Below are 25,604 nucleotides of genomic sequence, written 5' to 3'. Positions count from 1 at the left end.
TCCTCACGCGTTTTGAAAGGCCGGGTGCCATTGCAGGGAAAGCCGCTCGAGGGAACGCGCCAGGGCATCGGCGAGTTTTCCGAGGAGCGCATAGATCAGGATCGACAGGACAACCACATCGATCAGCAGAAATTCCCGCGCCTGCATGGCCATATAGCCGAGGCCGGAGGATGCGGATATCGTCTCGGCCACGATCAGTGTCAGCCACATGATCCCCAGCGCATAGCGCAGCCCGACGAAAATCGACGGCAGGGCGCCCGGCAGGATAACCCGCATGAACAGCTGCGAACGGGACATGCCGTAAATGCGGCCCATTTCAACCAGTTGCGGGTCGACGCCCTGAATGCCAAGGAGCGTGTTGATATAGATCGGAAAGAAAACGCCAAGCGCGACCAGAAACAGTTTTGCTTCCTCGTCGATGCCGAACCACAAAATCACCAGCGGAATGACGGCCAGATGCGGAATATTGCGGATCATCTGGATGGTGGTATCGGTGAGCCCGCGGCTGAGCGCGGAGAGGCCATTGGCAAGACCAAGACCGAAACCGATGGCGCCGCCCACAACGAAGCCACTCAAGGCGCGCAGCGTCGATATGCGGATATTTTCCAGCAGTTCACCTGACAGAAGCAGCTTCCAGAAGGCGGCGCCCACGGCTGAAGGCGCCGGCAGGACATTGGCCGAGATGACACCGGCACGCGATGCAATTTCCCACCCGACAAGCAGAAGGGCCGGAAGAAGCCAGCCTACGGCGCTGCGGCCAATGGACTGAAGCGCCCTGCTCATGAGGCCGCCTGCAGCCGTTTGGCGCCGTGGAAACCAACAGCAAACTCGTTGGCGATCTCCTGGCGGAGCGTATTCTTCCGTCCGCCCAGTCCCAACTGCGGAAACAGCAATTCGGCAACGCGGTAGGCTTCTTCAAGATGCGGATAACCGGAGCCGATCACCGTATCGATACCCACGTCCTGATATTCGCGGATGCGTGCGGCAATGCTTTCGGGACTGCCGACAAGGGCGGTGCCAGCCCCGCCGCGAACCAATCCCACGCCCGCCCACAGATTGGGGCCGACAAGCAGTCTGTCACGACGTCCGCCGTGCAGCTCCGCCATGCGGCGCTGGCCGACGGAATCCATTTCCTTAAGGAAGCGCTGTTGCGCGATCTCGATCTGCGCATCAGTGACGCGGCTGATCAGCCTGTCCGCCGCCGCCCAGGCCTCGTCCTCGGTTTCGCGCACGATGAAATGCAGCCTTATGCCGAACCTCAGCGTGCGGCCCTTGAGCGCTGCCTTCCTGCGCGCCCGCTCGATCTTTTCTGCGACCTGCGCCACGGGCTCACCCCAGGTGAGATACATGTCCACCTGCTCGGCAGCGAGATCCTGACCGGCGTCGGACGAGCCGCCGAAGTAAAGCGGAGGCGGCGTCTGCACCGGCAGCAGATCGAGCCGCCCGCCCTGAACGCGGTAATGCCTGCCTTCAAAATCGACGGTCTCCCCGGTCACCAGGCCCTGCCAGATTTTCAGAAATTCTGCCGCCTGTTCGTAGCGCTGATCATGCGGCAGGAAGACACCATCACCCGCGAGTTCTGTCGGATTGCCGCCGACAACCACGTTGAGCAACAGCCGGCCATTGCTCAGCCGGTCAAGCGCCGCGGTCTGCCGGGCGGCAAAAACAGGCGAAACAATACCGGGACGCAACGCGACCAGGAATTTCAACCGCTCCGTATGGGCGGCAAGACCCGTCGCGGTAATCCATGAATCCTCGCAACTTTGCCCCGTCGGCAGCAGCACGCCGGGGAAACCCAGCCGGTCCACGGCCTGGGCGATCTCCTTGAAATAGGCAAATTCGGGTGGCCGTTGCTGCGTTTCCGAACCGAGATAGGTCCCGTCCCCATGGGTGGGAATGAACCAGAAGAAATCAAGCGGGGCTGGTGTGGTATTTGCTGGCTGCGTCATGGCGTGGTTCCAGTTCTTTCCATGGTACGGGGCGGTTTCCGCATCCCCTGTTGTTCCGTTCAGTTACCGGGGGCCGCCCAGACGGCATCGGAAATCTTGATGGCTTTGGGGATCAGCTTCAGCTTGAAGAAGCGGTCGGCTGTTTCCTGCTGATGCGCGATGATCTCAGGCGTGATCGGGAAGATGCCGAACACCGACCGGTTTGCGGCGATGGTTTGGGCTTCGAGCGGAACGCCGGTGACCTCATGCAGTGCCGCTGCCACCTTGTCCTTGTTCGCCTCGGCCCATGCAGCAGCTTCCTTCAGGGCGGCAACGGTTGTGGTCACGACATCGGGATGCGCCGCTGCAAAGTCGCGGTTGGCCAGAAAATAGGTGCTAACGTCGAGCACGTCGCTGGAGCGTGCGAGGATGCGCGGCTGATAGCGCGTCTCGGCAATGGCAAAGAACGGATCCCAGACTGCCCAGGCATCGATCTTGTCACTGGCAAAGGCCGCTGCTGCATCCGCAGGGCTCAAATAAACCGGGGTAATCTCGTCATAGCTGATGTGTGCTTTCTCAAGCGCAGCCACCAGCAGATTGTGCGCGCTGGTTCCCTTGCCGACGCCGACCTTCTTGCCTTTCAGATCGGCCAGGGACTGGATCGGGGAAGCCGGCTTGACGAAGATCGCTTCGCCTTTGCCATTGGATGGCAGGGCAGCGACATAGACAATGGCCGAGCCCGCGGACTGCCCGAAGATCGGCGGGGCATCGCCGACCCATCCGACATTGATGCTGCCAACATTCAGCGCCTCGACCAAGGGCGGGCCAGCGGTAAACTCGACCCATTTGACCTTGATACCTTTGGGCTCCAGAACTTTTTCAATCACCTTCTGTTGCTGGGCAATGACCGGCAGGCTCGTCTTCTGGAAGCCGATCTTGTACTCCTGCAGCGGTTCGGCGGCATGGGATGCTGTTGCCGCGATGGCCGTTGCTGCAAGGACAAGGGCACCGAATAGTCTGCGCGTCAGGTTGGGCATGGGCTCTCGCAATTCTTTGGTTTGGGAGAGCGTCGTCAGGATTATACCAAGGGCCCTCCCGTGATCAGGAATGGCCCCAATGCTAATTAACTCGACTATTTCTATAGAGAAAATATATTTCGTATAATCAGCCGCATGCGGATTGGTTTTCTCGGCCTCGCGCAAGCCGAAGCAAAGGCCAAGCGGTTTCCCGCAACACCTTTCCGCCGGCGGGAGTTATCTATTCCCGGCCAGCCCAGGGCACCATCAAACGTTCCAGCCGCCTGATCCCGATTTCCAGAATGAAAGCGACGATGGCGATAACGAAAATGCCCATGATGACAACATCCGTTACCAGGAATTGTGCGGCAGACTGGATCATGAAGCCGAGACCGCGCGTGGCAGCCACCAGTTCCGCTGCAACCAGCGTCGACCATCCCGCCCCAAGCGCAATGCGCAATCCGGTCAGGATGGAGGGCAGTGCGCTTGGCAAGATCACGTGGCGGACGACCTGCGACCGCGTGGCACCGAGGGCGCGCGCCGCATTGACCCGGTCAAGCGAAGCGCCTTTGACACCGGCGGCGGTGGAAATGGCAATCGGTGCCAGCATGGCAATGGCAATCACCAGAATTTTTGACGGCTCACCTATACCGAACCAGATGATGACCAGCGGCAGATAGGCCAGTGGCGGAATGGGTCTGATGAATTCGATAATGGGATCGAAAATACCGCGCCCGATGGCGCTGACACCGATGGCGATGCCGGCGGGAACAGCGACTATCAGTGCAAGCAGCAGGGCCGCGAACACCCGCAGCAGGCTTGCAAGCAGGTGCTGCCACAGCGTGGCGTCGACAAAGCCATTGGTTGCGACGGAATAGAACTTCCACAGCACCGCCGAGGGCGCAGGCAGAAAAACCGGAGAAACCAGTTTGAAATACGCCGCGACAATCCAGACAAGCACCAGGCCGGCAATGGTTGCCGCGCTGGCAATGCGGGCCGTCCTTTTCGCCGAAGGCTTTGCCCTTTTGCCGTCAGGTCGCTCCGTGGCGCTTTCAACAGGAATATCCCGGCCGATTTCAATGGAGAGCGTCATGCCGCCTCTCCTTCGAAAATGGAATCTTCGAGCTCGGCACGCGCTTGATTGAATGCCCGGTCTGCCTTGATAGACCGGACAGGTTCGCCGCCGACATAGCGGCAGCCGAAACCAGCCTCAATCTCCCTGACAACCCGGCCGGGACCAGGGGCAAGCACCACGATCCGCGTTGCCAGCAGCAGCGCCTCGTCAATACCGTGGGTCACCATCAGAACGCCGACCGAGTTGGCGGCCCAGATATCGAGAAGTAAAGTCTGCATGCGTTCTCGCGTCAACGCATCAAGCGCACCCAGCGGCTCGTCCATTAGCAGAAAATCCGGTTCTGCCGCCAGCGCGCGGGCAAGGCCGACCCGCTGGCGCATCCCCCCTGACAATTCCCAGATCGCCTTGCCGCCGATACCATCGAGCTTGACCCGTTCGAGCAGACGCGTTGCAGCGGCATCCCTCTCCTGTTGAGGCAGACCGCGCAGTTTCAGGGCGAAGCTGACATTGTCCCGCACGCTCAACCAGGGAAACAGCGCGTCATTCTGGAAGACAACGGCGCGATCGGCACCGGGCGCCGTGATGGTCCTCCCATCCACGGTCACCATTCCTCTGGTCGGCGGCACCAATCCGGCCGCAACATTGAGCAAGGTGGTCTTGCCGCAACCCGACCGTCCAACCAGGACGACGAAATCGCCTGATTGGACGGAAATGCTTGCCTGCGTGACAGCAGGCTGCGCCTGACCGTCATAGTGCACGGAGACATGATCGAGAAAGAGATGTGCCATGGGGTCTACCGGTTGAACGGCGGCGTTCACGGCCTTCCCGGTCTCTAGGGGAGAGGGAACCCCGAAGACCGGAAAGAACACATGAACACCCCCGCGTTACGAGGTTTTGAACTCAGTTCGATGCGAGCGCCGCCTCCACGAATTTTGCCGTTGCATATTTGGAGTAATCGGGAAGGACAGCGTCAATCTTCCCCTGCTCTTTCAGGAATTCAGACGTAGCGGCAATGGCCTTCACCGTATCGCCGCCAAGGAACCTGGAGGATGCCTGTTCCGTCAGGGTCGGGAAAACATAGCCCTTCAACAGAAGCGGCACGTCGTCAGCTTTTGCCCCCGTCAGACGGCTGATCTTCTCGGCCTGCGGCGATGTCACTGACCATGCTTCCGGCTTCGCCAGATAGTCGGCATAGGCCCCCCCGGTCACCTTGACGAAATCACGCACGGCATCCGGGTGTCTTTCGGCAAATTCTGTACGGACGATCCAGGCATCGAATGTCGGCGCACCCCATTCGGCAACTTTGGATGAATCCACGATGATTTTGCCGCTGGTCCTGATCTGGCCAAGCGCCGGATCCCACACATAGGCCGCATCAATATCACCGCGCTCCCATGCCGCGGCGATTTCCGGCGGACGCAGGTTGAGGACATTGACCGACTTTGAATCGACGCCTTCATGCTTCAATGCGGCAAGCAGACTGTAATGTGTCGTTGAAACGAAGGGTACAGCCACTTTCTTGCCGGCCAGATCGGCAATCTTGCTGACATTGGAGCCATTGCGGGCGACCAGCGCTTCCGATTCGCCGATGAGACCAACAACGAGAATGGTCTGGATCGGCAACTCGCGGCTGGCGGCAGCCGCCAGCGGACTGGATCCGACATAACCGATGTCAACTGAGCCGGAAGCAACAGCGGCTATGACATCCGCACCGGAATCAAACTTCCGCCAGTCGATTTTAGCGGATGCAGCTTTTTCATAGGCACCATCGGCCTGCGGGACCTTGGATGGTTCGACCACAGTCTGATAACCGATGGTGATCTTCAGATCCTCCGCCTGAGCGGAAGCAAACGCTCCGAGACTGAAAAGAACAGTGGTCGCAGCAAGGAAATGACGGCGGGTGAACATCGGTGATCCTGACCTGTTGAAACAATCCTGTTCCAACTCTGGTCATCTCTACCTGAATTGTAGAGTTACGATCTGCCAAGTTTCCATCCCACAGAGAAAATTATTTCCCCGGCGGCGCATTCGCGGAGAATCCGGGGTGAACGATGCTCAATCGTCATCGTCGGCATAGCTGCCCGACACGCGCACGCCCTTGATGGTCGTAGCACCATGGTCGCGCACCACCGTCAGGGCCCGCGCCCCGGTTCGCGCTTCAATCTCGTCGGCGAGGATACGTGAATGGGTGACGATCCAAACCTGTGTCCGTTCCGCTGCATTGGCGATCATTTCAGCCAGGGCGGGAAGCATGGACGGGTGCAGGCTGGTCTCCGGCTCGTTCAGTGCGATAAGCCGGGGCAGGCGATAGGACAACAGTGCTCCGGCCAAGGCGAGAAACCGAATCTGCCCGTCCGAAAGCTCTTCGGGCCGGAAAATCCGCTGCGGGAATTCCGGCATCTGCAAACCGAACGTCGCGGTTTCACGGGGAACAGGCACATCAAGCACCGCACCGCCGAGAGCCGATGCAATGCAATGGTCGAGATCAACGGTATCCCCGCGGATGTGCACCAATGTGGCGAAAACGGCAGCCAGATTCCGGCCGTCCTCATCCAGCATCGGCGCGGTGATTGCGAGAGCAGGCTGCCTGACCGGCGAATCGCGGTCCGTCCGGAAGCCGTGATAGAATCGCCATCCCAGAATGGTGGCGCGCAAATCACCGATTTCGGGATATCGCCCCGCATTGCCGAGCGCCGCCAATGCGGTTTCCGAATCAAGCAGGCGCACCGGATGCTCAATTCTTCGGCCACTGTCGTCGCGGGCAAACACCGCGGGGCCCTTGCGGTCCATCATTTCGACCGGGCGGCGGCCGGAATCGATTGTCAGACTTTCTTCCTTGATCTGCGGTTCAAAGGCAAAGCCTGCCGCAACCGGAGGCCGCAATCCGATCTCAATGCTGTAACTCGGCGCAAATCCCGTGCGCACCGCATGCCCGGTCCGAATCGCTTCCTCGTCATCGTCGAAGGAAGCGCTGAAGATCATACGCACCGGCCCGGGTTTGCGTTTGCCGGTCCACAATGCCGATTGCATACCGCCCTCGCGGGCTATCTCATAGGAAAGCGTGCCATCGGCCGCCGCCTTGATCATCTGCATGGCACGGTAAAGGTTGGATTTGCCGACACCGTTCTCGCCGACGAACACGGCAAGCTGGCGGATATCCAGCCGGATCGATTGCAGCGACCGGTAACCGGTCGCCGAGAGGGAAATCAGACGCATGGGGGCCGCCCCGTTATGCCCTCAGAGCTTGGACATGTCCTGCGCAACGCTGAGGTTCAAGGCCTCCGCAACTTCCCGGGCCGCCCGGTTGACCGCATCGCGCTGCGCCCGGAGAACGGCGTAGCGCTGTCTTGGTGCATCGTAGTCGGCCGTCACAAGACGGGTGCCCTTGCCGACGACCTTGCCGTCCGCAATGCGCGTCAGCGTATAGCTGCCAGTCATGCGCATCGAACCGGCGGTCGGCTGACCGGATTTGTCGTTTGTTGCATTCTGGATGAGTGCAAGCGACAGATCCTGGTAGCTGACACCGAGTTGCAGCGTATAGGCGGCATTCGCAGGCTGGCCGGCTCCATGATTGAACATGAAGATCAGATTGTTGCGCACCTGCTGTGCTTCACGGCTGCCCACTTCCGCAATGGCGACGGTGGCAAGTTTCGACTGCACGCTGCCGCTCACGCCAGCGCCTGCCCCGGCCACCGGACCCGGATTGGAATAGAGCGGACGAACCTGGCAACCGCCTGCGATCAGAGCCATGCCGAGAACGCATACGGACAGCAAGCGCTTGGAGCCGGACACCGGCTGGAAACGATCAGGCAACGACATTGATGATCCTCTGCGGTACGATAATGACTTTCTTCGGCGGAATACCGTTCAACACCACCTTGACAAAATCAAGTTCGAGAGCGGCCTTTTCGACCGTCAATTGATCCGCATCGCGGGCAATTGTCAAATCACCCCGCTTCTTGCCGTTTATCTGTACCGGCATCGTGACGGTGTTCTCGACGATCAGCGCTTCGTTGTGGTGCGGCCAGGCTTTGTCAGCAACGAAACCGCTGCCGTTGAGGGCTTTCCAGCACTCCTCGGCCAGATGCGGCATCATCGGCGCGATCATGGCAATCAGCATATCCGTTGCTTCGCGGCAGGCAGCGATGATTGTCGCATCGGCTTCGCCTGTGGCGATCTTCTGCAAGGGAGCAGCCAGCACATTGACGAGTTCATAGAGACGCGCAACGGCCTTGTTGAAAGCCAGTTTTTCGATGTCTTCGCCAACGGCCTTGACCGTCCGGTGGGCCGCCTTGGAAATCGCCGCCGCATCGCCGTCGAAGGCAGGTGCGGCCGTCGCTCCCTGCAGGACCGGCGCTGCTTCGGAGATCAGGCGCCAGACACGCTGGACAAAGCGATGCGCACCCTCGGCTCCCGCCTCGGTCCAGATCACGTCGCGCTCAGGCGGCGAATCCGACAGCATGAACCAGCGCGCGGTATCGGCGCCATAGGAAGCGATGATGTCGTCCGGATCGACAACATTCTTCTTCGACTTCGACATTTTCTCGATGGAGCCGATTTCGACCTCGTCGCCGGTGGCGATCAGAACCGCCCGGCGCTTGCCGTTGCTTTCCTCCAGCCGCACTTCGGCCGGCGTGACCCAGCTGCCATTGGCGCCCGTGCCAAGCCGGTAGGTCTCGTGCACGACCATGCCTTGCGTGAACAGTCCCTTGAACGGCTCGCTGATATCGAGATGCCCGGCAACTTTCATCGCGCGGGTAAAGAAACGTGAATAGAGCAGATGCAGGATCGCATGCTCGATGCCGCCGATATACTGATCGACCGGCAGCCAGTGATTGGCCACTTTCGGATCGGTCGGCTCGTTCTCCCAAGGCGCAGTGAAGCGGGCAAAATACCAGGACGAATCGACAAATGTATCCATCGTGTCGGTTTCGCGCCGGGCCGCCTTGCCGCATTGCGGGCAATTGACATGCCGCCACGTCGGGTGCCGGTCGAGCGGGTTACCCGGACGATCGAATTCCACGTCATCTGGCAGTTTCACCGGCAGGTCGGCCTTGGGAACCGGAACAACGCCGCAATCGTCGCAATGGATCATCGGGATCGGGCAGCCCCAGTAGCGCTGGCGCGAGATGCCCCAGTCGCGCAGGCGGAAATTCACCTTGCGCTCGCCCTGCGGATGGCCGCCGAGTGTTTGTTCTTCCAGAAGCTTGGCAACCGCATCAAAGGCCGCTGCGGGCGACAGCCCATCGAGGAAGCGCGAATTGATCATCACGCCGTCATCAACATAAGCCGTTTCGGTGATCTGGAATGTGGCCGCATCGCCGCCCTCCGGCATGACAACAGCCACGACAGGCAGGCCATACTTGTTGGCAAAATCCAGATCGCGCTGATCGCCGGACGGGCAGCCGAAAATCGCGCCCGTGCCGTAATCCATCAATACGAAATTCGCGACAAAGACCGGCAGTGTCCAGTTCTCGTCAAGAGGATGCTTGACGCGCAGGCCCGTATCGAAACCCCGCTTTTCCGCGGTTTCCAGCGCAGCCAGAGATGTACCCGCACGGCGGCATTCATCATTGAATTCAGCCAGGGCGGGATTGTTCTCCGCCGCTTTTTTCGCCAGCGGATGATCCGCCGCAATGGCCAGGAAGGATGCACCGAACAGCGTATCGGGCCGCGTCGTATAGACCTCGACCTCGGTCTCGCCACCGATCTGCGATTGGGTGTCCAGCGCCCAGCGGATCAGCATGCCTTCGGACTTGCCGATCCAGTTGCGCTGCATCAGCCGCACCTTGTCCGGCCACTGATCGAGACCATCCAGAGCGCTCAGCAACTCTTCATTGAAATCGGTGATCTTGAAGAACCACTGCGTCAGTTCGCGCTGCTCCACCAGCGCGCCGGAGCGCCATCCGCGGCCATCGATGACCTGCTCGTTGGCAAGCACCGTCATGTCCTCGGGGTCCCAGTTGACCTTGGAAGACTTGCGCGTCACCAGCCCCTTCTCGACAAAGTCGAGGAACAGCATCTGCTGGCGGTGGTAATATTCGACGTCGCAGGTGGCGAATTCGCGCGACCAGTCCAGCGAAAGACCCATGGATTTCAGCTGGCTGCGCATTGTCGCAATGTTCTGGTAGGTCCATTCCTTCGGATGAACCTTGTTCTGCATCGCCGCGTTTTCTGCCGGCATGCCGAAGGCGTCCCATCCCATCGGGTGGAGAACATTGAATCCCTTGGCGCGCTTGTAGCGGGCAACGACGTCACCCATGGCATAGTTGCGCACATGCCCCATGTGGATGCGTCCCGACGGATAGGGGAACATCTCAAGCACGTAGTAGGGGTCGCGCGGATCGTCATTGTCGGTTTCGAAGAGCTTGGCTTCGTCCCAAACCTTTTGCCAATGCTTCTCGGCTACGCGGGGATTGTATCGTTCGGTTGCCATGAACGGGATTCTCTTGCAAAGGATAGTGATGGGCGGACCTTCACCATGGATTGACCAGAGCGTCAACCATTGACAATGAGGGTTTGGCCGAAACTGCATCAAAAAGGACACGCTTGACCATGTCGACCGCCGTTGAAAACCTTCTTGCCGTTCGCAAAGCCATTGCGAAAGCCGCAGCGGAAGCCAACCGTACGGAAGGCTCGGTGACACTCGTTGCCGTATCGAAAACCTTTGACGCAGCAGAGATTCGCCCTGTTCTGGACGCCGGACAGCGTGTTTTCGGGGAAAACCGGGTTCAGGAAGCGCAATCAAAGTGGCCCGGTTTGCGCGAGGACTATGCGGGTATAGAACTTCATCTCATCGGCCCGCTGCAATCAAACAAGAGTGAAGACGCCGTTGCGCTGTTTGATGTCATCGAAACGGTTGACCGCGAAAAGATCGCCGCAGCCCTTGCCGGCGAAATGAAGAAGCAGAACCGGTTTCCCAAGCTCTACGTTCAGGTCAATACCGGCTCCGAACCGCAGAAAGCCGGGATCGAGCCGAAAGAAGCCGTCGCCTTTGTCGAGCGCTGCCGCACGGTGCACGGACTGGCCATCGAAGGCCTGATGTGCATCCCTCCGGCGGATGAGAACCCTGGCCCGCACTTTGCCCTTCTGGAAAAGATCGCGCAGGAAGCCGGCGTGGAAAAGCTCTCCATGGGCATGTCGGGCGACTACGAGACCGCCGTCGGCTTCGGCGCAACATCGGTGCGCGTCGGCTCGGCCATTTTCGGCAGCCGAACCTGAGACGCTGCCGTCACCAGCTGCGGCGCGGTCCCGTATCGATGTGATAGTAACCGGCGGGATAACGTTTGAAGCCGCCGACTTCCTTGCTGCCCGACAGGTGCTGCAAGAGACCGGACGCGCTTCCATGCACACGGAAGTCAACGGCCTGGCAGCTCAGGTGGTAGGACTTTTCCCGGCCGCCTGCCCTGCGGTTGGCGTTGCGTGACCGCACGGTCGAATTGACGGTGATCGGGCCATAGGCTGCCGAAACGCGGTTCAAGACATGCTTGAGCCGTTCCGGCACGCAGTTGGCCGGAGCCTTGTACTGAATATAGGATTTGCCGCGCGGCATGGCCGCAAGCACGAGCGGATTGATCTTGTCGAACAGGGAATCGCCGAGCAGATGCGCATGCTCTTCGTCAAAGAGGTGTGCACCAAGCCGCTTCCAGGGATTGGCCGGTTCCGGCAGCGTGCCGGCGGTGGCGGAATTGGCAAAAGTAAGCCCGAACAGGGCAATCGCCAGAGAGGCGGATTTTGCGCGAAACACAACGCCGCGCAAGGGTAACATTGTCATCCATCAGTCCTTGATTGGGCGCACGCTCTTCAGTCCACACGGCGCGCCGGCATTATCCTCCCAAGTCAAGGCAGAGACGGTCTAAGGCAAAATGTGTCCAAAATGGATCACGCCCCATAACAAAATGTAACGTAATATTACAACGCGTAGCGGTTTGTGTGCGACGGAACGCCGTTCCCTCCGGGGCATTTGCTGTATTTACGCATCGATTTGCATGGTGATAATGAACGCCATGCGCCTCTCTCCCCGGGAGGTATCCGGGTGGAGGCCCGTCAGCTCAGGTTTGGAGGAAATTGATGTCCGAGAAGGTCTATCCCGTGCTGCCAAGCGCGAAGAAGAACGCGCTTATCGACAATGAAACATATCTCGCCTGGTACAAGCAGAGCATCAAGGATCCGGAGAAATTCTGGGCCAAGCACGGCAAGCGCATCGACTGGTTCAAGCCCTATACCAAGGTCAAGAACACCTCCTTCGAGGGCAAGGTCGCGATCAAATGGTTCGAAGACGGCCAGACCAATGTCTCTTACAATTGCATCGACCGGCACCTGAAGAAGCGCGGCGACCAGGTCGCCATAATCTGGGAGGGCGACAATCCCTACCTCGACAAGAAAGTCACCTACAACGAGTTGTATGAGCAGGTGTGCCGTCTTGCCAATGTGCTGAAGAAGCACGGCGTCAAGAAGGGCGACCGCGTGACGATCTATATGCCGATGATCGTCGAAGCCACCTACGCCATGCTGGCCTGCGCGCGTATCGGCGCTGTCCACTCCGTCGTTTTCGGCGGTTTCTCGCCCGATGCGCTTGCCGGCCGCATCATCGATTGCGAATCCACCTTCGTCATCACGGCGGATGAAGGCATGCGCGGCGGCAAGCCGATCCCGCTGAAGGACAACACGGACAAGGCCATCGACATCGCTGCCAAGAATTATGTGATGGTGAAGAATGTGCTGGTTGTCCGCCGCACGGGCGGCAAGACCAGCTGGGCGCCCAACCGCGACCTCTGGTATCACGAGGAAATCCTCAGCGTGAAGCCCGAGTGCAAGCCGGAAAAGATGAAGGCCGAGGATCCGCTGTTCATCCTTTACACATCGGGCTCCACCGGCAAGCCGAAGGGTGTGCTGCACACGACAGGCGGTTATCTCGTCTATGCCTCGATGACGCACCAATATGTCTTCGACTATCATGATGGTGATATCTACTGGTGCACGGCCGACGTGGGCTGGGTCACCGGCCACTCCTATATCGTCTACGGCCCGCTTGCTAACGGCGCCACAACCCTGATGTTCGAAGGTGTTCCCAACTACCCCACCAATTCGCGCTTCTGGGAAGTCATCGACAAGCACAAGGTCAACATCTTCTACACCGCCCCCACTGCCATTCGTGCGCTGATGAGCGCTGGCGATGAGCCGGTCAAGAAGACCTCGCGCAAATCGCTGCGCATCCTTGGTTCGGTCGGCGAACCGATCAACCCGGAAGCCTGGGAATGGTACTATCAGGTGGTCGGCGACAAGCGCTCGCCCATCGTCGATACCTGGTGGCAGACGGAAACCGGCGGTATTCTCATCACGCCGCTGCCGGGTGCCACCGACTTGAAACCGGGTTCCGCCACGCGCCCGTTCTTCGGCGTGCAGCCCCAGCTGGTCGACAATGAAGGTGATGTGCTGGAAGGTGCAGCCGACGGCAATCTCTGCATCACCGACTCGTGGCCGGGACAGATGCGCACGCTCTATGGCGATCACAAGCGCTTCATCGAGGCTTACTTCTCCACCTACAAGGGCAAGTATTTCACCGGGGATGGCTGTCGCCGCGACAAGGATGGCTATTACTGGATCACCGGCCGTGTCGACGACGTGCTCAACGTGTCGGGTCACCGCATGGGCACCGCCGAAGTGGAATCGGCTCTGGTCTCCCATGACACGGTTTCGGAAGCGGCCGTGGTCGGTTATCCCCATGACCTGAAGGGACAGGGCATCTATTGCTATGTCACGCTGATGGCCGGACTGGAAGGCACCGACGAGCTGCGCAAGGAACTTGTTGCCCATGTGCGCAAGGAAATCGGGCCGATTGCATCCCCGGACAAGATCCAGTTTGCACCGGGCCTGCCCAAGACGCGCTCGGGCAAGATCATGCGCCGCATCCTGCGCAAGATCGCCGAGGACGATTTCGGCTCGCTGGGCGATACGTCGACACTGGCCGATCCGGCTGTCGTCGATGATCTGATCGCCAACCGGCAGAACAAGAAGGGCTGAGCGGCAAGCCGCTACAAAAACCCGAACAAGAGCCGGTCCCTAGCGGTAGAGATCGGCTCTTGTCTGTGGCACTGCAGAAATTCCGCGCTTGCGCTTGGATGCCAGCGTCTGGTTGATCTGTACGGTCCCGCGCTCGAACGCCAGCGCGCAGCCGGTCAAATAGAGCAGCCAGAGCCGGGCTTTTGGCGCACCGACTTCCGCAATCGCCTCGTCAAAGCGGGCATGCAGGCGATCGGCCCAGAGACGGCAGGTCCGGCCATAGTGCTCGCGCAGGTTTTCCACATCGTGAACCTCGAAACCATAGCCTTCGAGATTTTCGATGGTCATGCCGAGATGGTCGAGTTCACCGCCCGGGAAGATATATTTTACCAGCGCCAGATGCTCGGCACTCTTGCGGCGGAACGTCTTCTTGTTGCGCTTCATGCGACGGGTGATGGCATGATGCAGATAAAGACCGCCCGGTCGCAGCAGACGATGCACGCTGGAAAAATACGTATCGTAATTGGCGATGCCGACATGTTCGAACATGCCGATCGATGAAATCTTGTCGAACTCCTCGTCGAGGTGTTCGTAGGATTTCACGTGAATCGTGATCTTGTCTTCCAGACCCTCTGCCTTGATCCGTTCGCGGGCAAGCGCAGTCTGGGCTTCCGAAAGCGACACGCCGGTTCCGGTGATGCCGTAATGCTTGGCCGCATGGATCAGCATCGCACCCCAGCCGCAGCCGATGTCCAGCAGTTTTTCGCCAGGCTTCAAGCGCAACTTGCGGCAGATCAGGTCTAGCTTGGCTTCCTGCGCCTGATCGAGGCTGTTGGCCCAGTCGGTGAAGTAGGCACAGGTATAGACCATGCGCTCATCAAGAAAGAGCTGGTAGAATTCATTCGACACATCATAGTGATGGGTAATGGCCGCCTTGTCCGAGCCGCTGACGAAAGGCTTCTGTCCATCGACGCCCGAAGCATCCGTCCCGCGGCCGCCGAGCAGCAAAGCCGGCACGTCCTTCAGCAATTGCCATTTGGGCAGGGTCTTGAGCTTCTGCTTGAACTTGCCTTTGGGCCCACGCTCGACCAGGTCGAACAGCGTGCCGTTCTTCACGTCGATCTGACCCGAAATCCACAGCTCGACGATCGATCCTATGTTGGGTTTCAGCGCCAGACGGCGCACGGCCATCGGATCGTTGATCGCAAGCACCGGGCCGTCCATGTCGCCGATACGCTCGCCATTCCATAGCTCGACGGCAAATTGCGGCTCCAGCATGTGTAGGACTGTGCGGATGATCCGCGCCGCGCTTTCTTGTGCCGCCATGCAACAACTCCAAATCATAGGCTCCGGCACACTGCGGCCGGAGGTCCGGCAGAACCTATGCGCTTCGTTTCCGGCTGGCAACGCACTTTCACGGGCCGCTGAAAACGGCGATTGAAAATTTCCTCTTGAAACCTGACGCGGCAGACCCCATTCTCAATTTATGTTCAACGAATGAAAAGGAGGTGATCCGATGTCTCGTGATTTCGCAAACTGCCACAAGGCGTCTGATGCTTTCCATCGGGGATCGTCTCTCCGTTGAATAAGCACCCTGGCTGGTCCAGGGGTAAGAAGGCCAAACGACAGCTTTGTGCCAGACGGAATTGCGGGGCCACTCTTCGGAGTGGCCCTTTCCGTTCAGGCAGCCCGTTTTCCTGTAATCTGGAAACCGATCGCCTTCATGACGGCAATCGTCGTTTCAAGCGTCGGATTCCCGTCCTCGCTCAAAGACCTGTACAGTTGTTCACGCGCCAAGCCGGTTGCACGGGCAATGCTCGTCATCCCCTTGGCGCGCGCCACGACACCCAGCGCTTTTGCAATATGACCTGCGTCGCCCGTTTCAAATGCATCGGCCAGGAACACTTCGATTGCGTCGTCCGATTTCAAAGCCTCTGCTGGATCATAATCATAGAGCTTTGTCGCCATTGTCGTCTTTCCATTCTGCAGCCAACAGTTTTGCATTGCGTATGTCTTGCTGTTGCGTGCTCTTGTTCCCACCGCACAAGAGAATGACAATCTCGGAATTGTGCCGTTTGAAATAAACGCGATAGCCGGGTCCGTAGTGAATACGCAGCTCGCTGACGCCCTGTCCGGCTGACAAAACATCACCGGCCAGACCACTGGTCAAACGGAACAGCCGGGCAGCAATCGCAGCTCTTGCCCTGTCGTCTCTAAGCTTCCGCTCCCATCTCCGATAGGTATCCGTCTGTTTGATCTGCATTAAAAATGTATTTTTTAAATTACAAAATGTCAATTCCTCCAAGTATTAATCGGATGACATTCCAAATGAAACCAACGCCAGATTGTATCTGTGATGCACTTTGCTCTTTCCGAAATTGATGATACCAAGATTTCTGCCTGAAAATGGTGCACTCTGCCTCTATACGAGGCAATTCCCTCGGAAAGACCCACGATGTCCGCCCTCTCGACCCCAAACGCAGCACCGAAGCGTGCATGGCGTGACGAAATCATTGCAATGCTGTCCTTGAGCTGGCCGATGATTCTCACCAACCTGGCTCAGACCGCCATGACGGCAACCGACGTCATGATGATGGGCTGGGTCAGTGCGCACACGCTGGCCGCCGGGGCACTTGGTACCAATCTCTATTATGTTCCGATGATCTTTGGCCTTGGTCTCATGCTGGCGACATCGCCGATGATGGCGCGCGAGCTTGGCCGCAACAAACACACCGTACGGGAAATCCGCCGCACCGTGCGCCAGGGCCTGTGGATTGCGGTGACGATCTCCATTCCCATCTGGCTTGTCCTGTGGAACACCCAGTCGATCCTGACGGCCATGGGGCAGGATCCGGCGCTTGCGGCCGAGGCAGGCGCCTATGTCAGGGCCCTGCAATGGGCGGCCCTGCCGTTCTATTGCTACATCGTCGTCCGTTCATTCCTGGCAGCACTGGAGCGTCCAGGCTGGGCGCTGGTGATCGCCGTCCTCGCCGTGATGTTCAATGCCCTGGCAAACTGGTGCCTGATCTTCGGCCATTTCGGTTTCCCCAAACTCGGCATCGTCGGCTCGGGCATTGCCACGACGCTGTCCTCCGCGCTGATGTTCATCGGTCTTGTCGTTGTCGTTTTGCGCGACCGGCAGTTTCGCCGCTATCGGCTGTTTGGCCGGTTCTGGCGCGCCGACTGGGCCCGCTATCGCGAACTCCTGCGCCTCGGCCTGCCCATTGCAGCGATCCTCAGCTTTGAAGTGACCATCTTCAACGCGGCCGCCTTTCTGATGGGCATTATCGGGCCCGATTCCCTTGCCGCCCATGCCATTGCCATCCAGATCGCGTCGATCAGCTTCATGGTGCCCATGGGCTTCGGCCAGGCGGCAACCGTGCGCATTGGCAGGGCCTATGGTGCACAGGACCGGGATGGTATCAAGCGGGCGGGCTGGGTGGCGTTTGCCGCCGGCACAGGCTTCATGGTTCTGACAGCACTGCTCATGCTCCTGGCGCCCCATCAGCTTATCCGTGCATTCATCGATGTCAGTGATCCGGCCAATGCGCCGGTCGTATCCCTCGCAGTGTCGTTTCTGGCCTTTGCCGCGCTTTTTCAGATTTTTGACGGCGGGCAGGCCGTTGCCAGCGGCATGCTTCGCGGCCTGCATGACACGACGATACCGATGATCTATGCGGCCATTGCCTATTGGGGCATCGGCCTGCCGCTCTCGGTCGCCTTTGGTTTCTGGCTGAAGCTGGAAGGCGCAGGCATCTGGCTCGGCCTGCTGTCCGGCCTGGCTGCCGCCGCCATTCTGCTGATGAGCCGTTGGCTGCGGCGGGAAAAACTGGGCATCGAAATCATCCGGCACTAGGCCGGCGGGATCAGAAATCGATGGTGCGGCCCTTGATTTCCCAATCGCCGAAGCGGGCGGGATCCTTGCCGCCGCGCCCGCCGATCTCCCGCGGCTGTCCGGCTTGTTTTTCCTCGGCCTTGCGGCGCGCCTCAGCTTCCAGCAATGCGCGCTGTGCGGCAGGCGGCAGTTGATCGAAAGGCTTGCCTGACGGCTGCTCGCCGGTCTCGGCCTGCGGCGTCTCCGATGTCTGGTCGCTGGTCATTCTGGTCTGTCCATTATTGAAGCTTGCTGTGTGAAACACCATCATATACCGGAAGATGTCGAACAAAAGGAATGATCTTGATACGTGAAATGTTCACAATGCGGGGAATGACACCATGAATGTAATGCGCACTGGAATGCTGCTCGCCTTCATGACCGCCTTGTTCATGGGCGTCGGTTTTCTCATTGGCGGCACCGGCGGCATGCTGATTGCCCTCGTCGTTGCGACAGGCATGAACCTCTTCAGCTACTGGAACTCCGACAAGATGGTCCTGCGGATGTACAACGCCGTGGAAGTCGACCAGAACAACGCACCGGAATATTACGGCATCGTGCGCGATCTCGCCGCGCGCGCTGGCTTGCCCATGCCACGCGTCTATCTCATCGAAAATGACCAGCCGAATGCTTTCGCCACGGGGCGCAATCCGCAGAACGCCGCGGTGGCTGCGTCCACCGGACTGCTGCACCGCCTGTCACCGAACGAGGTTGCAGCTGTCATGGCGCACGAGCTGGCGCATGTCGAACACCGCGATACCCTGACCATGACCGTCACAGCCACCCTCGCCGGGGCAATCTCCATGCTCGGCAATTTTGCCATGTTCTTTGGCGGCGGCAATCGCAACAACAACAATCCCCTCGGTTTCATCGGCGTTCTCGTTGCCATGATCGTTGCGCCGTTCGCCGCCATGATCGTGCAGATGGCCATCAGCCGGACGCGCGAATATTCGGCGGACCGGCGCGGCGCGGAGATTTGCGGTAACCCGCTGTGGCTCGCCTCCGCACTCAACAAGATTGCCCGCGGCGCCAAGGAGATCGTCAACGACGAAGCCGAGCGCAACCCGGCCTCCGCGTCGCTCTTCATCATCAATCCATTGAGTGGCCAAGGAGCTGACAATTTGTTCTCCACCCATCCGAGCACCGAAAACCGTATCGCGGCACTGCAGGCCATGGTGGAAGAGTTTCGCCAGCGCCCTGCCGCACCACAGCCAATGGCAACGCCATCTGCTCCCCCACAGGAGGAGCCTCAGGACGAGACGCCCTCCCCCTGGGGCCGTGACGGTTCCTCGCGCAAAGGCCCATGGGCATGAGCGCGGGACAGGAGAGAAAGCGGCCGTCTGGCAAGAAGAACAACACGTCAAATTACCACGAGGCCGAAGACCGGCCGGGGCTGGCGGCGCGCCAATGCGCGACCCGGCTGCTAGGTGCCGTCATTGAAAAGCAGACCTCGCTGGATGGACTTACCGACAACAGCAACGGTCACCCGCAATACATGGCGCTTGATGACCGCGACCGGTCGCTGGTCCGCGCTATTCTCGGCGCTGCCCTGCGCAATCGCGGCGCCATTGAAGCAGCCATCGGTCAGCTGATCGACCGGCCGCTGCCCGAAAACGCCGTTGCCCTGCGTCACTTGCTGCACGTGGCCGCTGCACAGATTCTTTATCTCGATATCCCCGATCGCGCCGCTGTCGATCTGGCGGTGACCGCCGCCAACAACGATCCGCGCAACCGGCGTTTCGCTTCGATGGTCAATGCCGTGCTGCGCCGCCTGTCGCGCGAGCGAGACACTCTCGTTTCGAATGCGAGCAACGTACCGGCGTGGTTCGAAGACGGCCTGATCGCCGCCTATGGCAAAGAAAAAGCCAAGGCTATCCTGGATATACAGAGCAAGGAACCGCCCATTGACCTCACCGTCAAGGGCGATCCGCAGGAATGGGCGGAGCGCCTTGGCGGCATTGCCCTCCCAACCGGATCGGTGCGCATCGCCCAGGTCGATGGTGCGCTGACCAGCCTTGCAGGCTTTGCGGAGGGCGACTGGTGGGTGCAGGATACGGCGGCAAGCCTTCCTGCAAAACTCTTCGGCGACATCAAGGGAAAGCGTGTTGCCGACCTCTGTGCCGCTCCCGGCGGTAAGACCGCGCAATTGGCGCAGGCTGGTGCGCATGTCACAGCGCTTGACCTGTCGGCCAATCGGTTGAAACGCCTGCGATCCAACCTTGAGCGCCTGCAACTGACGGCAGAAACCGTGGAAGCCAATCTCGCCGCCTATACTCCAGCCGAACCGTTCGACGCGGTTCTGCTCGATGCGCCCTGTTCCTCCACCGGCACCGTGCGGCGCCATCCCGACGTTCCGTGGACGAAGTCGCCAGCCGATATCCAGAAGCTGGCAACGCTTCAGGCCAAGCTGCTCGATCACGCGGTCACCCTGGTGAAACCCGGCGGAGTCGTGGTCTTTTCCAATTGCTCGCTCGATCCGGTGGAAGGCGAAAAGGTTGCCAACGATCTTCTGGCCAAGAATCCGTCCGTCGAATTGCTACCTGTGAGCAAGGACGAGGTGGGCGGACTTGCCGAACTGATCACCCCGGAGGGCTATGTGCGTTCCACACCGGCTGACCTTGCCAACGATGATCCGGCCCTCTCAGGCATGGATGGTTTCTTCGCTGCACGTTTTCGCCGGAAAGATTAAAATCAAATACTAAAATTTTAACTGTTTTGGTTGCATAGTCCCGATTTGTCGTCGATGGGTTGAAACCAAAGCAATGATTTCAGGGAGCCGGGACAGGATTCCGCCATGCGGGAGATGTTTCGCGAACACGCGTAACAGCAGACTGAAGTGCGCCGGAATGCGGCGAAGCGAGGAAATGCCGCGAGATGGTCGCTTTTAGCGAAACACCGCAACTTTGGGGACTTGCGACTGCGCAATTGTGGCGCCGTTTTCGCAGGCGCTTGCGCATGGGGCCGCTGTTTCGCTGGCGTTTCACCGGGTTCACCCCCGAACGTGTGCTCATTGCACCGCAGGATTTGCGCCCTGCCGACCCGCAGCTTGCAGAAGAATTTTACCATGGCCGCTTTGCACTTGCCGGCCGGGTGGTTGAGACCGGCGGGCGCTCACCCTTCATCGTCGAGCCACCCAATGCCGCCTGGCAGGCGGCGCTGCACAATTTCGGCTGGCTGCGCCATATGCGTGCTTCCGGCACCGAGCTTGCAACAGCCAATGCCCGCGCGCTGCTCAGCGACTGGATAGCGACCCACGGCCGCTCGATCGGCGGCCCAGCCTGGGCTCCCGAGGTCACAGCCCAGCGCATTATCGCCTGGCTCCAGCATTCCAGCCTCATCCTGGCGGGTGCAGACCTGCGCGCATACCGGCAATTCATGCGTTCGCTCGCCACCCAGGTGCGTTATCTCAGGACCATGGCCGCCGTGATGGACGATGGCGAAGAGAAACTGCGCGCCCGCATCGCGCTGGCCTTTGCCGCGCTGGCGCTGCCCGTTTCATCCAATACGGCGCGCTCGGCCCGTCGCAATCTCGAGTTTGAGCTCATTCACCAGATCCTGCCGGATGGCGGGCATATCTCCCGCAATCCGCTGACGGTGCTCGAACTTCTGGCCGACCTTCTTCCGCTGCGCCAGACCTATGCCAGCGGCACCGAGGCACCGCCGAAGGCGCTGATGGAAGCCATCGAGCGCATGCTGCCCGCGTTGCGTTTCTTTCGCCATCACGACGGCAACCTGGCCCTGTTCAACGGCGTCGGCGCGACGATGCCGGAACGCGTCATCGCCGTTCTGCGCCATGACGATATTGGCGGCCTGCCCCTGACCCATGCGCTGCATTCGGGTTATGAGCGGCTCTCGATGGATTCGACCACCATCATTGCCGATACCGGCCTTGCGCCGCCGGTCACCGCGTCGCGCGATGCCCATGCCGGGTGCCTGTCTTTCGAAATGTCATCCGGGCGCAATCGCTACATCGTCAATGCCGGTGTCGACCGCTACGGCCCAGAAGAATTCCGCCCGCTGGCACGCTCCACCGCAGCGCATTCCACGGCGACGATCAATGACACCTCGTCATGCCGCTTCAGCGCGACCTCCGGGCTTTCCACCATGATCGGCACGCCGATCATCGCCGGGCCGACAAAGGTCAATGTCGAGCGGATCGAACGGCCGGGGGCTGTTGGTTTCGTCGCCAACCACAATGGTTATGTCCGGCCATTCGGCATCTACCACGAACGCCAGATCGTCCTGTCGCACAATGGCAGTGTCATCGAGGGCATCGACAGTTTCTTCGCCGCCGGTCGCAATCCGCTGCGCGGGACCGGCCGCGAAAATGTGGTCATCCGCTTTCATCTCCATCCGGCGGTCAATGTCAGTGTCGATGACAACGGCCTGATTATCCTGCAGGTGGACAATGACGATATCTGGATGTTTTCCGCCACCGTTCAGCCCTTCATCGAAGACTCGCTGTTCTTCGCCGGGTTCCGCGGGCCGGTCAAAACACGCCAGATCACGCTTTCGCTGAGTGCGGCGCAACTGCCGGAAGTGGAATGGCAATTCACCCGGACATCCCTCGGCGCCTATGGCTGACCCCTTGTGGTGGGGAAAACCGCCCCAATTCGTCTGAATATGCGATCGGAAGTAGGATTCCTTGGCTGCCTGTGCTAACCGGCTGTCCAAATCCCCCAAACTTTCCCGCTGAGGACGAATTCTCCCATGGCCGTCACTGCAAAATCCATTCCCGCCCCGAACCTTCATCCCGTCAAGCGTGCGCTCATTTCAGTTTCCGACAAGGCGGGCCTGACAGCCCTCGCCCATGCGCTGCACCGGCACGGTATCGAAATCCTATCGACGGGCGGAACCTCGAAAACCATCGCGGCGGAAGGCATTCCTGTCATTGATGTTTCCGAGGTCACCAATTTTCCCGAGATCATGGACGGCCGCGTCAAGACCCTGCACCCCAAGGTGCATGGCGGCCTTCTGGCGGTGCGCGACGATCCGGAGCATGCCGATGCCATGCAGGCGCACGGCATCGGCGCCATCGATCTGGCAGTCATCAACCTCTACCCCTTTGAAGAGGTCCGCCATTCCGGTGCCGACTATGCCAATATCGTCGAGAACATCGACATCGGCGGACCGGCCATGATCCGCGCTGCAGCAAAGAACCATGCCTATGTCGGCGTGGTCACCGATACGGGCGACTACGAGATGGTGATTGCCATGCTCGACAAGCACGAGGGATCACTACCCTATTCTTTCCGCCAGAGTCTCGCCGCCAAGGCCTATGCCCGTACGGCAACCTATGATGCGGCCATCTCCGGATGGTTTGCCGAAGCGCTGATGACCGAGACGCCCTCGCGCCGGGCCATCGGCGGCCACCTGCATTCCGTCATGCGCTACGGTGAAAACCCGCATCAGTCCGCCGGTTTTTATCTCACCGGGGAAAAGCGTCCGGGCGTTGCCACGGCAACCCAGCTGCAGGGCAAGCAGCTTTCCTACAACAACATCAACGATACCGACGCGGCCTTTGAACTGGTTGCCGAGTTCGATCCGGCCCGCACCTCGGCCGTCGCCATCATCAAGCATGCCAACCCCTGCGGCGTGGCTGAGGGCGCGACACTGAAGGAAGCCTATCTCAAGGCATTGGCCTGCGATCCCGTTTCGGCCTTCGGCGGCATTGTTGCGCTCAACAAGACGCTCGACGCGGATGCGGCGGAAGAAATCGTCAAGACCTTCACCGAAGTGATCATTGCGCCGGACGCAACGCCGGAAGCGCAGGCAATCGTTGCCGCCAAGAAAAACCTTCGCCTGCTTGTCACCGGCGGTCTGCCCGATCCGCGTGCATCCGGCATCACAGCAAAGACCGTTGCCGGCGGCATTCTCGTCCAGTCACGCGACAGCGGCGTGGTCGACGATCTCGATCTGAAGGTCGTGACCAAGCGTGCCCCGACCGAACAGGAAATGACCGATCTGAAGCTCGCCTTCCGCATCGCCAAGCATGTCAAATCCAACGCCATCGTCTATGTGAAGGATGGCGCGGCGGTCGGCATCGGCGCCGGTCAGATGAGCCGCGTTGATTCCGCACGCATTGCCGCCCGCAAGGCGGAGGATGCTGCTGAAGCCGCCGGATTGGCGACACCTCTGACCAAAGGCTCGGTCGTCGCCTCCGACGCGTTCTTCCCCTTCGCCGACGGATTGCTGTCAGCGGTCGCCGCCGGAGCCACGGCCGTCATCCAGCCCGGTGGTTCCATGCGGGACGAGGACGTTATCGCTGCGGCCGATGAACACGGCATTGCCATGGTGTTCACCGGCATGCGCCATTTCAGGCACTAAGCCTCGCCGGAATTGCGGCGGGATAGGGTGTTCGCAACAGGACAGCCAGTCCGGCCAGCAGGAAGATGATGATCATCGCCATGCCGAGGCGTGGCGATCCGCTCAGCGCTGTCACGGTGGCAACCATGAATGGCGCGAGAAAACTGGTTGCCCGCCCCGACAGGGCATAAATGCCGAAATAGCGGCCCGCTTCGTCGATCGACACGCTGCGGGCCATGTAGGACCGCGACGATGCCTGCACCGGGCCGAAGGCAAGCCCGATGAGAAGCCCGAACACGATGAAGGCCTTCTCGGCGGGTGTCTTGAACAGCCCGCCCGTATCGGCGCCGGTCAGCGGCAACAATCCAAACAGTGTATAGCCGGGCCCAGTCGAGACGATGCCGATGGCCGCGACGGTCAATAGCAGCAGCGAGATCACCACCACCGCCTTCGAGCCGATCCGCGTATCGAGCCAGCTCGCGGCAAGGCAGCCGAAAATCGCAACGACATTCAGGATGATGCCGTAGATGCCGATCTCCACGGTTGCCCAGCCGAACATGATCGCGGCAAATGCCCCGCCAAGGGCGATCAGGGCGTTGACGCCATCCTGGTAAATCATGCGTGCGATCAGAAAGCGGAAGATGCCCGGACGCCGGCGCACCTCGCCAATGGTGGATTTCAACTCCGCAAGCCCCCCGCGCACCGCCTTGCCGATGGGCAGCCCCCTTGCGCTGTCGGGCGTGAACAGGAACATCGGCAGCACGAAAACCAGATACCACAGCGCGGACAGAGGTCCGGTTGCGCGGTCGCCCTCGCCTGCAGCGGGATCAAGCCCCAGGATCGGCTGCAATCCCAGCATGGTTTTTCCGGTTTCCGGCGAGCCGGCCATGAAGGCGACGACAAAGATCAGGGCAATCATGCCGCCGACATAACCGAGTCCCCACGCCATGTTGGAAATGCGCCCGATATCCTTTTCCGGCACCAGCCGCGGCATCATGGAGTCGTTGAAAACAATGGAGAATTCCGCGGCAATCGACGCCAGGGAAAAGAAGATCAGCGGAACAATGAGACTTGAACCCGGCGCGGCGAACCACAGCATCGACAGGGCGATGATCTGGATGACGGCAAAGAAGCCGATCCACGGCTTGCGCGCGCCGGTCTGATCGGCAATCGACCCGAGGACGGGCGAGAGCACGGCGATGACGAGGCCGGATATGGCAATGCCATAACCCCAGGCGGCCTGGCCGATGGCGGGATCACTCGCCATCCGCGCAACGAAATAGGGACCGAAGATGAAGGTCGTGACAACGGTGAAAAATGGCTGCGCCGCCCAATCGAAGAACATCCATCCCCAGATGCCCCGTTTAGACGCAGCCATGTCGTTTCCTTCCCCTTATCCGGTC

The 25,604-nt window shown here is 60.0% G+C and carries 22 protein-coding genes; 7 read left to right on the top strand and 15 right to left on the bottom strand.

Annotation, left to right across the window (positions count from 1 at the left end):
* Nucleotides 1-3: 3 nt before the first annotated feature.
* From ACZ25R_RS22385 to leuS, 9 genes are all read right to left on the bottom strand, one after another.
* Nucleotides 4-783, bottom strand: a complete 780-nt coding sequence (locus ACZ25R_RS22385; RefSeq protein WP_472462266.1) for an ABC transporter permease subunit — start codon at nucleotides 781-783, stop codon at nucleotides 4-6.
* A complete protein-coding gene (ssuD, locus tag ACZ25R_RS22380) occupies nucleotides 780-1,949 on the bottom strand; it encodes an FMNH2-dependent alkanesulfonate monooxygenase (RefSeq protein WP_472462265.1) in 1,170 nt (389 codons plus the stop codon). The genes ACZ25R_RS22385 and ssuD overlap by 4 nt, the downstream gene beginning before the upstream one ends.
* A gap of 59 nt (nucleotides 1,950-2,008) precedes the next feature.
* The gene (locus tag ACZ25R_RS22375) at nucleotides 2,009-2,965 is read right to left on the bottom strand and encodes an aliphatic sulfonate ABC transporter substrate-binding protein (RefSeq protein WP_472462264.1); all 957 of its coding nucleotides are present in this window, start codon (nucleotides 2,963-2,965) and stop codon (nucleotides 2,009-2,011) included.
* Nucleotides 2,966-3,185: 220 nt separating this feature from the next.
* Nucleotides 3,186-4,037 carry an ABC transporter permease subunit gene (locus ACZ25R_RS22370; protein ID WP_472462263.1) on the bottom strand — a complete coding sequence of 284 codons (852 nt, stop codon included), beginning with the start codon at nucleotides 4,035-4,037 and terminating at the stop codon, nucleotides 3,186-3,188.
* Nucleotides 4,034-4,807: a taurine ABC transporter ATP-binding protein gene (locus ACZ25R_RS22365; protein ID WP_472462262.1), complete on the bottom strand. Its 774-nt coding sequence runs from the start codon at nucleotides 4,805-4,807 to the stop codon at nucleotides 4,034-4,036. Before ACZ25R_RS22365 ends, ACZ25R_RS22370 begins: the two co-directional genes overlap by 4 nt.
* Before the next feature lie 112 nt (nucleotides 4,808-4,919).
* The gene (tauA, locus tag ACZ25R_RS22360) at nucleotides 4,920-5,927 is read right to left on the bottom strand and encodes a taurine ABC transporter substrate-binding protein (RefSeq protein WP_472462261.1); all 1,008 of its coding nucleotides are present in this window, start codon (nucleotides 5,925-5,927) and stop codon (nucleotides 4,920-4,922) included.
* Nucleotides 5,928-6,074: 147 nt separating this feature from the next.
* A complete protein-coding gene (locus ACZ25R_RS22355) occupies nucleotides 6,075-7,235 on the bottom strand; it encodes an AAA family ATPase (RefSeq protein ID WP_472462260.1) in 1,161 nt (386 codons plus the stop codon).
* A 21-nt stretch (nucleotides 7,236-7,256) separates the two neighbouring features.
* Nucleotides 7,257-7,838, bottom strand: coding sequence for an LPS assembly lipoprotein LptE (locus ACZ25R_RS22350; protein ID WP_472462259.1), 582 nt, complete (start codon nucleotides 7,836-7,838; stop codon nucleotides 7,257-7,259).
* Nucleotides 7,825-10,455, bottom strand: coding sequence for a leucine--tRNA ligase (leuS, locus tag ACZ25R_RS22345; RefSeq protein ID WP_472462258.1), 2,631 nt, complete (start codon nucleotides 10,453-10,455; stop codon nucleotides 7,825-7,827). Before leuS ends, ACZ25R_RS22350 begins: the two co-directional genes overlap by 14 nt.
* 119 nt (nucleotides 10,456-10,574) lie before the next feature.
* Here leuS and ACZ25R_RS22340 point away from each other — a divergent pair, with 119 nt between their 5' ends.
* Entirely contained in the window at nucleotides 10,575-11,240 is a 666-nt protein-coding gene (locus ACZ25R_RS22340) for a YggS family pyridoxal phosphate-dependent enzyme (protein WP_472462257.1), read from the top strand.
* A 10-nt stretch (nucleotides 11,241-11,250) separates the two neighbouring features.
* Here the strand turns inward: ACZ25R_RS22340 and ACZ25R_RS22335 are convergent, their stop codons facing one another.
* Nucleotides 11,251-11,793, bottom strand: coding sequence for a YcbK family protein (locus ACZ25R_RS22335; protein ID WP_472462256.1), 543 nt, complete (start codon nucleotides 11,791-11,793; stop codon nucleotides 11,251-11,253).
* 296 nt (nucleotides 11,794-12,089) lie between these two features.
* On the opposite strand from ACZ25R_RS22335, the gene acs reads away from it, so the two are divergent.
* Nucleotides 12,090-14,042, top strand: a complete 1,953-nt coding sequence (gene acs, locus ACZ25R_RS22330) for an acetate--CoA ligase (RefSeq protein ID WP_223613814.1) — start codon at nucleotides 12,090-12,092, stop codon at nucleotides 14,040-14,042.
* A gap of 39 nt (nucleotides 14,043-14,081) precedes the next feature.
* On the opposite strand, the gene ACZ25R_RS22325 is transcribed toward acs, so the two are convergent.
* The 3 genes from ACZ25R_RS22325 to ACZ25R_RS22315 all read right to left on the bottom strand — a co-directional run bounded on the left by ACZ25R_RS22325 (nucleotide 14,082) and on the right by ACZ25R_RS22315 (nucleotide 16,284).
* A complete protein-coding gene (locus ACZ25R_RS22325; RefSeq protein ID WP_472462255.1) occupies nucleotides 14,082-15,347 on the bottom strand; it encodes a class I SAM-dependent methyltransferase in 1,266 nt (421 codons plus the stop codon).
* Between the two features lie 354 nt (nucleotides 15,348-15,701).
* Nucleotides 15,702-15,989 carry an addiction module antidote protein gene (locus ACZ25R_RS22320; protein WP_472462254.1) on the bottom strand — a complete coding sequence of 96 codons (288 nt, stop codon included), beginning with the start codon at nucleotides 15,987-15,989 and terminating at the stop codon, nucleotides 15,702-15,704.
* Complete coding sequence (locus tag ACZ25R_RS22315) at nucleotides 15,970-16,284, bottom strand: type II toxin-antitoxin system RelE/ParE family toxin (protein WP_472462253.1); 315 nt, start codon at nucleotides 16,282-16,284, stop codon at nucleotides 15,970-15,972. Before ACZ25R_RS22315 ends, ACZ25R_RS22320 begins: the two co-directional genes overlap by 20 nt.
* Before the next feature lie 192 nt (nucleotides 16,285-16,476).
* Between ACZ25R_RS22315 and ACZ25R_RS22310 the strand changes: the two genes are divergently transcribed.
* Nucleotides 16,477-17,877, top strand: a complete 1,401-nt coding sequence (locus ACZ25R_RS22310) for an MATE family efflux transporter (protein WP_464661769.1) — start codon at nucleotides 16,477-16,479, stop codon at nucleotides 17,875-17,877.
* Between the two features lie 10 nt (nucleotides 17,878-17,887).
* Here the strand turns inward: ACZ25R_RS22310 and ACZ25R_RS22305 are convergent, their stop codons facing one another.
* A complete protein-coding gene (locus ACZ25R_RS22305; RefSeq protein ID WP_464661771.1) occupies nucleotides 17,888-18,121 on the bottom strand; it encodes a DUF1674 domain-containing protein in 234 nt (77 codons plus the stop codon).
* Nucleotides 18,122-18,236: 115 nt separating this feature from the next.
* Between ACZ25R_RS22305 and htpX the strand changes: the two genes are divergently transcribed.
* The 4 genes from htpX to purH all read left to right on the top strand — a co-directional run bounded on the left by htpX (nucleotide 18,237) and on the right by purH (nucleotide 24,222).
* Nucleotides 18,237-19,208, top strand: a complete 972-nt coding sequence (gene htpX / locus ACZ25R_RS22300; protein ID WP_472462252.1) for a zinc metalloprotease HtpX — start codon at nucleotides 18,237-18,239, stop codon at nucleotides 19,206-19,208.
* Nucleotides 19,205-20,584 (top strand): RsmB/NOP family class I SAM-dependent RNA methyltransferase, encoded by a 1,380-nt coding sequence (locus tag ACZ25R_RS22295; protein ID WP_472462251.1) that lies wholly within the window; start codon nucleotides 19,205-19,207, stop codon nucleotides 20,582-20,584. The genes htpX and ACZ25R_RS22295 overlap by 4 nt, the downstream gene beginning before the upstream one ends.
* A gap of 185 nt (nucleotides 20,585-20,769) precedes the next feature.
* Nucleotides 20,770-22,479 (top strand): heparinase II/III family protein, encoded by a 1,710-nt coding sequence (locus ACZ25R_RS22290; protein WP_223613822.1) that lies wholly within the window; start codon nucleotides 20,770-20,772, stop codon nucleotides 22,477-22,479.
* Between the two features lie 126 nt (nucleotides 22,480-22,605).
* The gene (gene purH / locus ACZ25R_RS22285; protein WP_223613823.1) at nucleotides 22,606-24,222 is read left to right on the top strand and encodes a bifunctional phosphoribosylaminoimidazolecarboxamide formyltransferase/IMP cyclohydrolase; all 1,617 of its coding nucleotides are present in this window, start codon (nucleotides 22,606-22,608) and stop codon (nucleotides 24,220-24,222) included.
* Here the strand turns inward: purH and ACZ25R_RS22280 are convergent.
* Nucleotides 24,212-25,579, bottom strand: coding sequence for an MFS transporter (locus ACZ25R_RS22280; RefSeq protein ID WP_472462250.1), 1,368 nt, complete (start codon nucleotides 25,577-25,579; stop codon nucleotides 24,212-24,214). The genes purH and ACZ25R_RS22280 overlap by 11 nt on opposite strands.
* Nucleotides 25,580-25,604 lie beyond the last annotated feature (25 nt).

The organism is Phyllobacterium sp. RCAM01083 (genome assembly GCF_055685835.1).
Note: the sequence above shows the minus strand (reverse complement) of the source record. Positions and strands in the feature narration are given on the sequence as shown.

Bases quoted from the DNA above. Each gene is read 5' to 3' on its own strand.
- ACZ25R_RS22385 (WP_472462266.1), bottom strand. From the start codon at position 783: ATGAGCAGGGCGCTTCAGTCCATTGGCCGCAGCGCCGTAGGCTGGCTT.
- ssuD (WP_472462265.1), bottom strand. From the start codon at position 1,949: ATGACGCAGCCAGCAAATACCACACCAGCCCCGCTTGATTTCTTCTGG.
- ACZ25R_RS22375 (WP_472462264.1), bottom strand. From the start codon at position 2,965: ATGCCCAACCTGACGCGCAGACTATTCGGTGCCCTTGTCCTTGCAGCA.
- ACZ25R_RS22370 (WP_472462263.1), bottom strand. From the start codon at position 4,037: ATGACGCTCTCCATTGAAATCGGCCGGGATATTCCTGTTGAAAGCGCC.
- ACZ25R_RS22365 (WP_472462262.1), bottom strand. From the start codon at position 4,807: ATGGCACATCTCTTTCTCGATCATGTCTCCGTGCACTATGACGGTCAG.
- tauA (WP_472462261.1), bottom strand. From the start codon at position 5,927: ATGTTCACCCGCCGTCATTTCCTTGCTGCGACCACTGTTCTTTTCAGT.
- ACZ25R_RS22355 (WP_472462260.1), bottom strand. From the start codon at position 7,235: ATGCGTCTGATTTCCCTCTCGGCGACCGGTTACCGGTCGCTGCAATCG.
- ACZ25R_RS22350 (WP_472462259.1), bottom strand. From the start codon at position 7,838: ATGTCGTTGCCTGATCGTTTCCAGCCGGTGTCCGGCTCCAAGCGCTTG.
- leuS (WP_472462258.1), bottom strand. From the start codon at position 10,455: ATGGCAACCGAACGATACAATCCCCGCGTAGCCGAGAAGCATTGGCAA.
- ACZ25R_RS22340 (WP_472462257.1), top strand. From the start codon at position 10,575: ATGTCGACCGCCGTTGAAAACCTTCTTGCCGTTCGCAAAGCCATTGCG.
- ACZ25R_RS22335 (WP_472462256.1), bottom strand. From the start codon at position 11,793: ATGACAATGTTACCCTTGCGCGGCGTTGTGTTTCGCGCAAAATCCGCC.
- acs (WP_223613814.1), top strand. From the start codon at position 12,090: ATGTCCGAGAAGGTCTATCCCGTGCTGCCAAGCGCGAAGAAGAACGCG.
- ACZ25R_RS22325 (WP_472462255.1), bottom strand. From the start codon at position 15,347: ATGGCGGCACAAGAAAGCGCGGCGCGGATCATCCGCACAGTCCTACAC.
- ACZ25R_RS22320 (WP_472462254.1), bottom strand. From the start codon at position 15,989: ATGGCGACAAAGCTCTATGATTATGATCCAGCAGAGGCTTTGAAATCG.
- ACZ25R_RS22315 (WP_472462253.1), bottom strand. From the start codon at position 16,284: ATGCAGATCAAACAGACGGATACCTATCGGAGATGGGAGCGGAAGCTT.
- ACZ25R_RS22310 (WP_464661769.1), top strand. From the start codon at position 16,477: ATGTCCGCCCTCTCGACCCCAAACGCAGCACCGAAGCGTGCATGGCGT.
- ACZ25R_RS22305 (WP_464661771.1), bottom strand. From the start codon at position 18,121: ATGACCAGCGACCAGACATCGGAGACGCCGCAGGCCGAGACCGGCGAG.
- htpX (WP_472462252.1), top strand. From the start codon at position 18,237: ATGAATGTAATGCGCACTGGAATGCTGCTCGCCTTCATGACCGCCTTG.
- ACZ25R_RS22295 (WP_472462251.1), top strand. From the start codon at position 19,205: ATGAGCGCGGGACAGGAGAGAAAGCGGCCGTCTGGCAAGAAGAACAAC.
- ACZ25R_RS22290 (WP_223613822.1), top strand. From the start codon at position 20,770: ATGGTCGCTTTTAGCGAAACACCGCAACTTTGGGGACTTGCGACTGCG.
- purH (WP_223613823.1), top strand. From the start codon at position 22,606: ATGGCCGTCACTGCAAAATCCATTCCCGCCCCGAACCTTCATCCCGTC.
- ACZ25R_RS22280 (WP_472462250.1), bottom strand. From the start codon at position 25,579: ATGGCTGCGTCTAAACGGGGCATCTGGGGATGGATGTTCTTCGATTGG.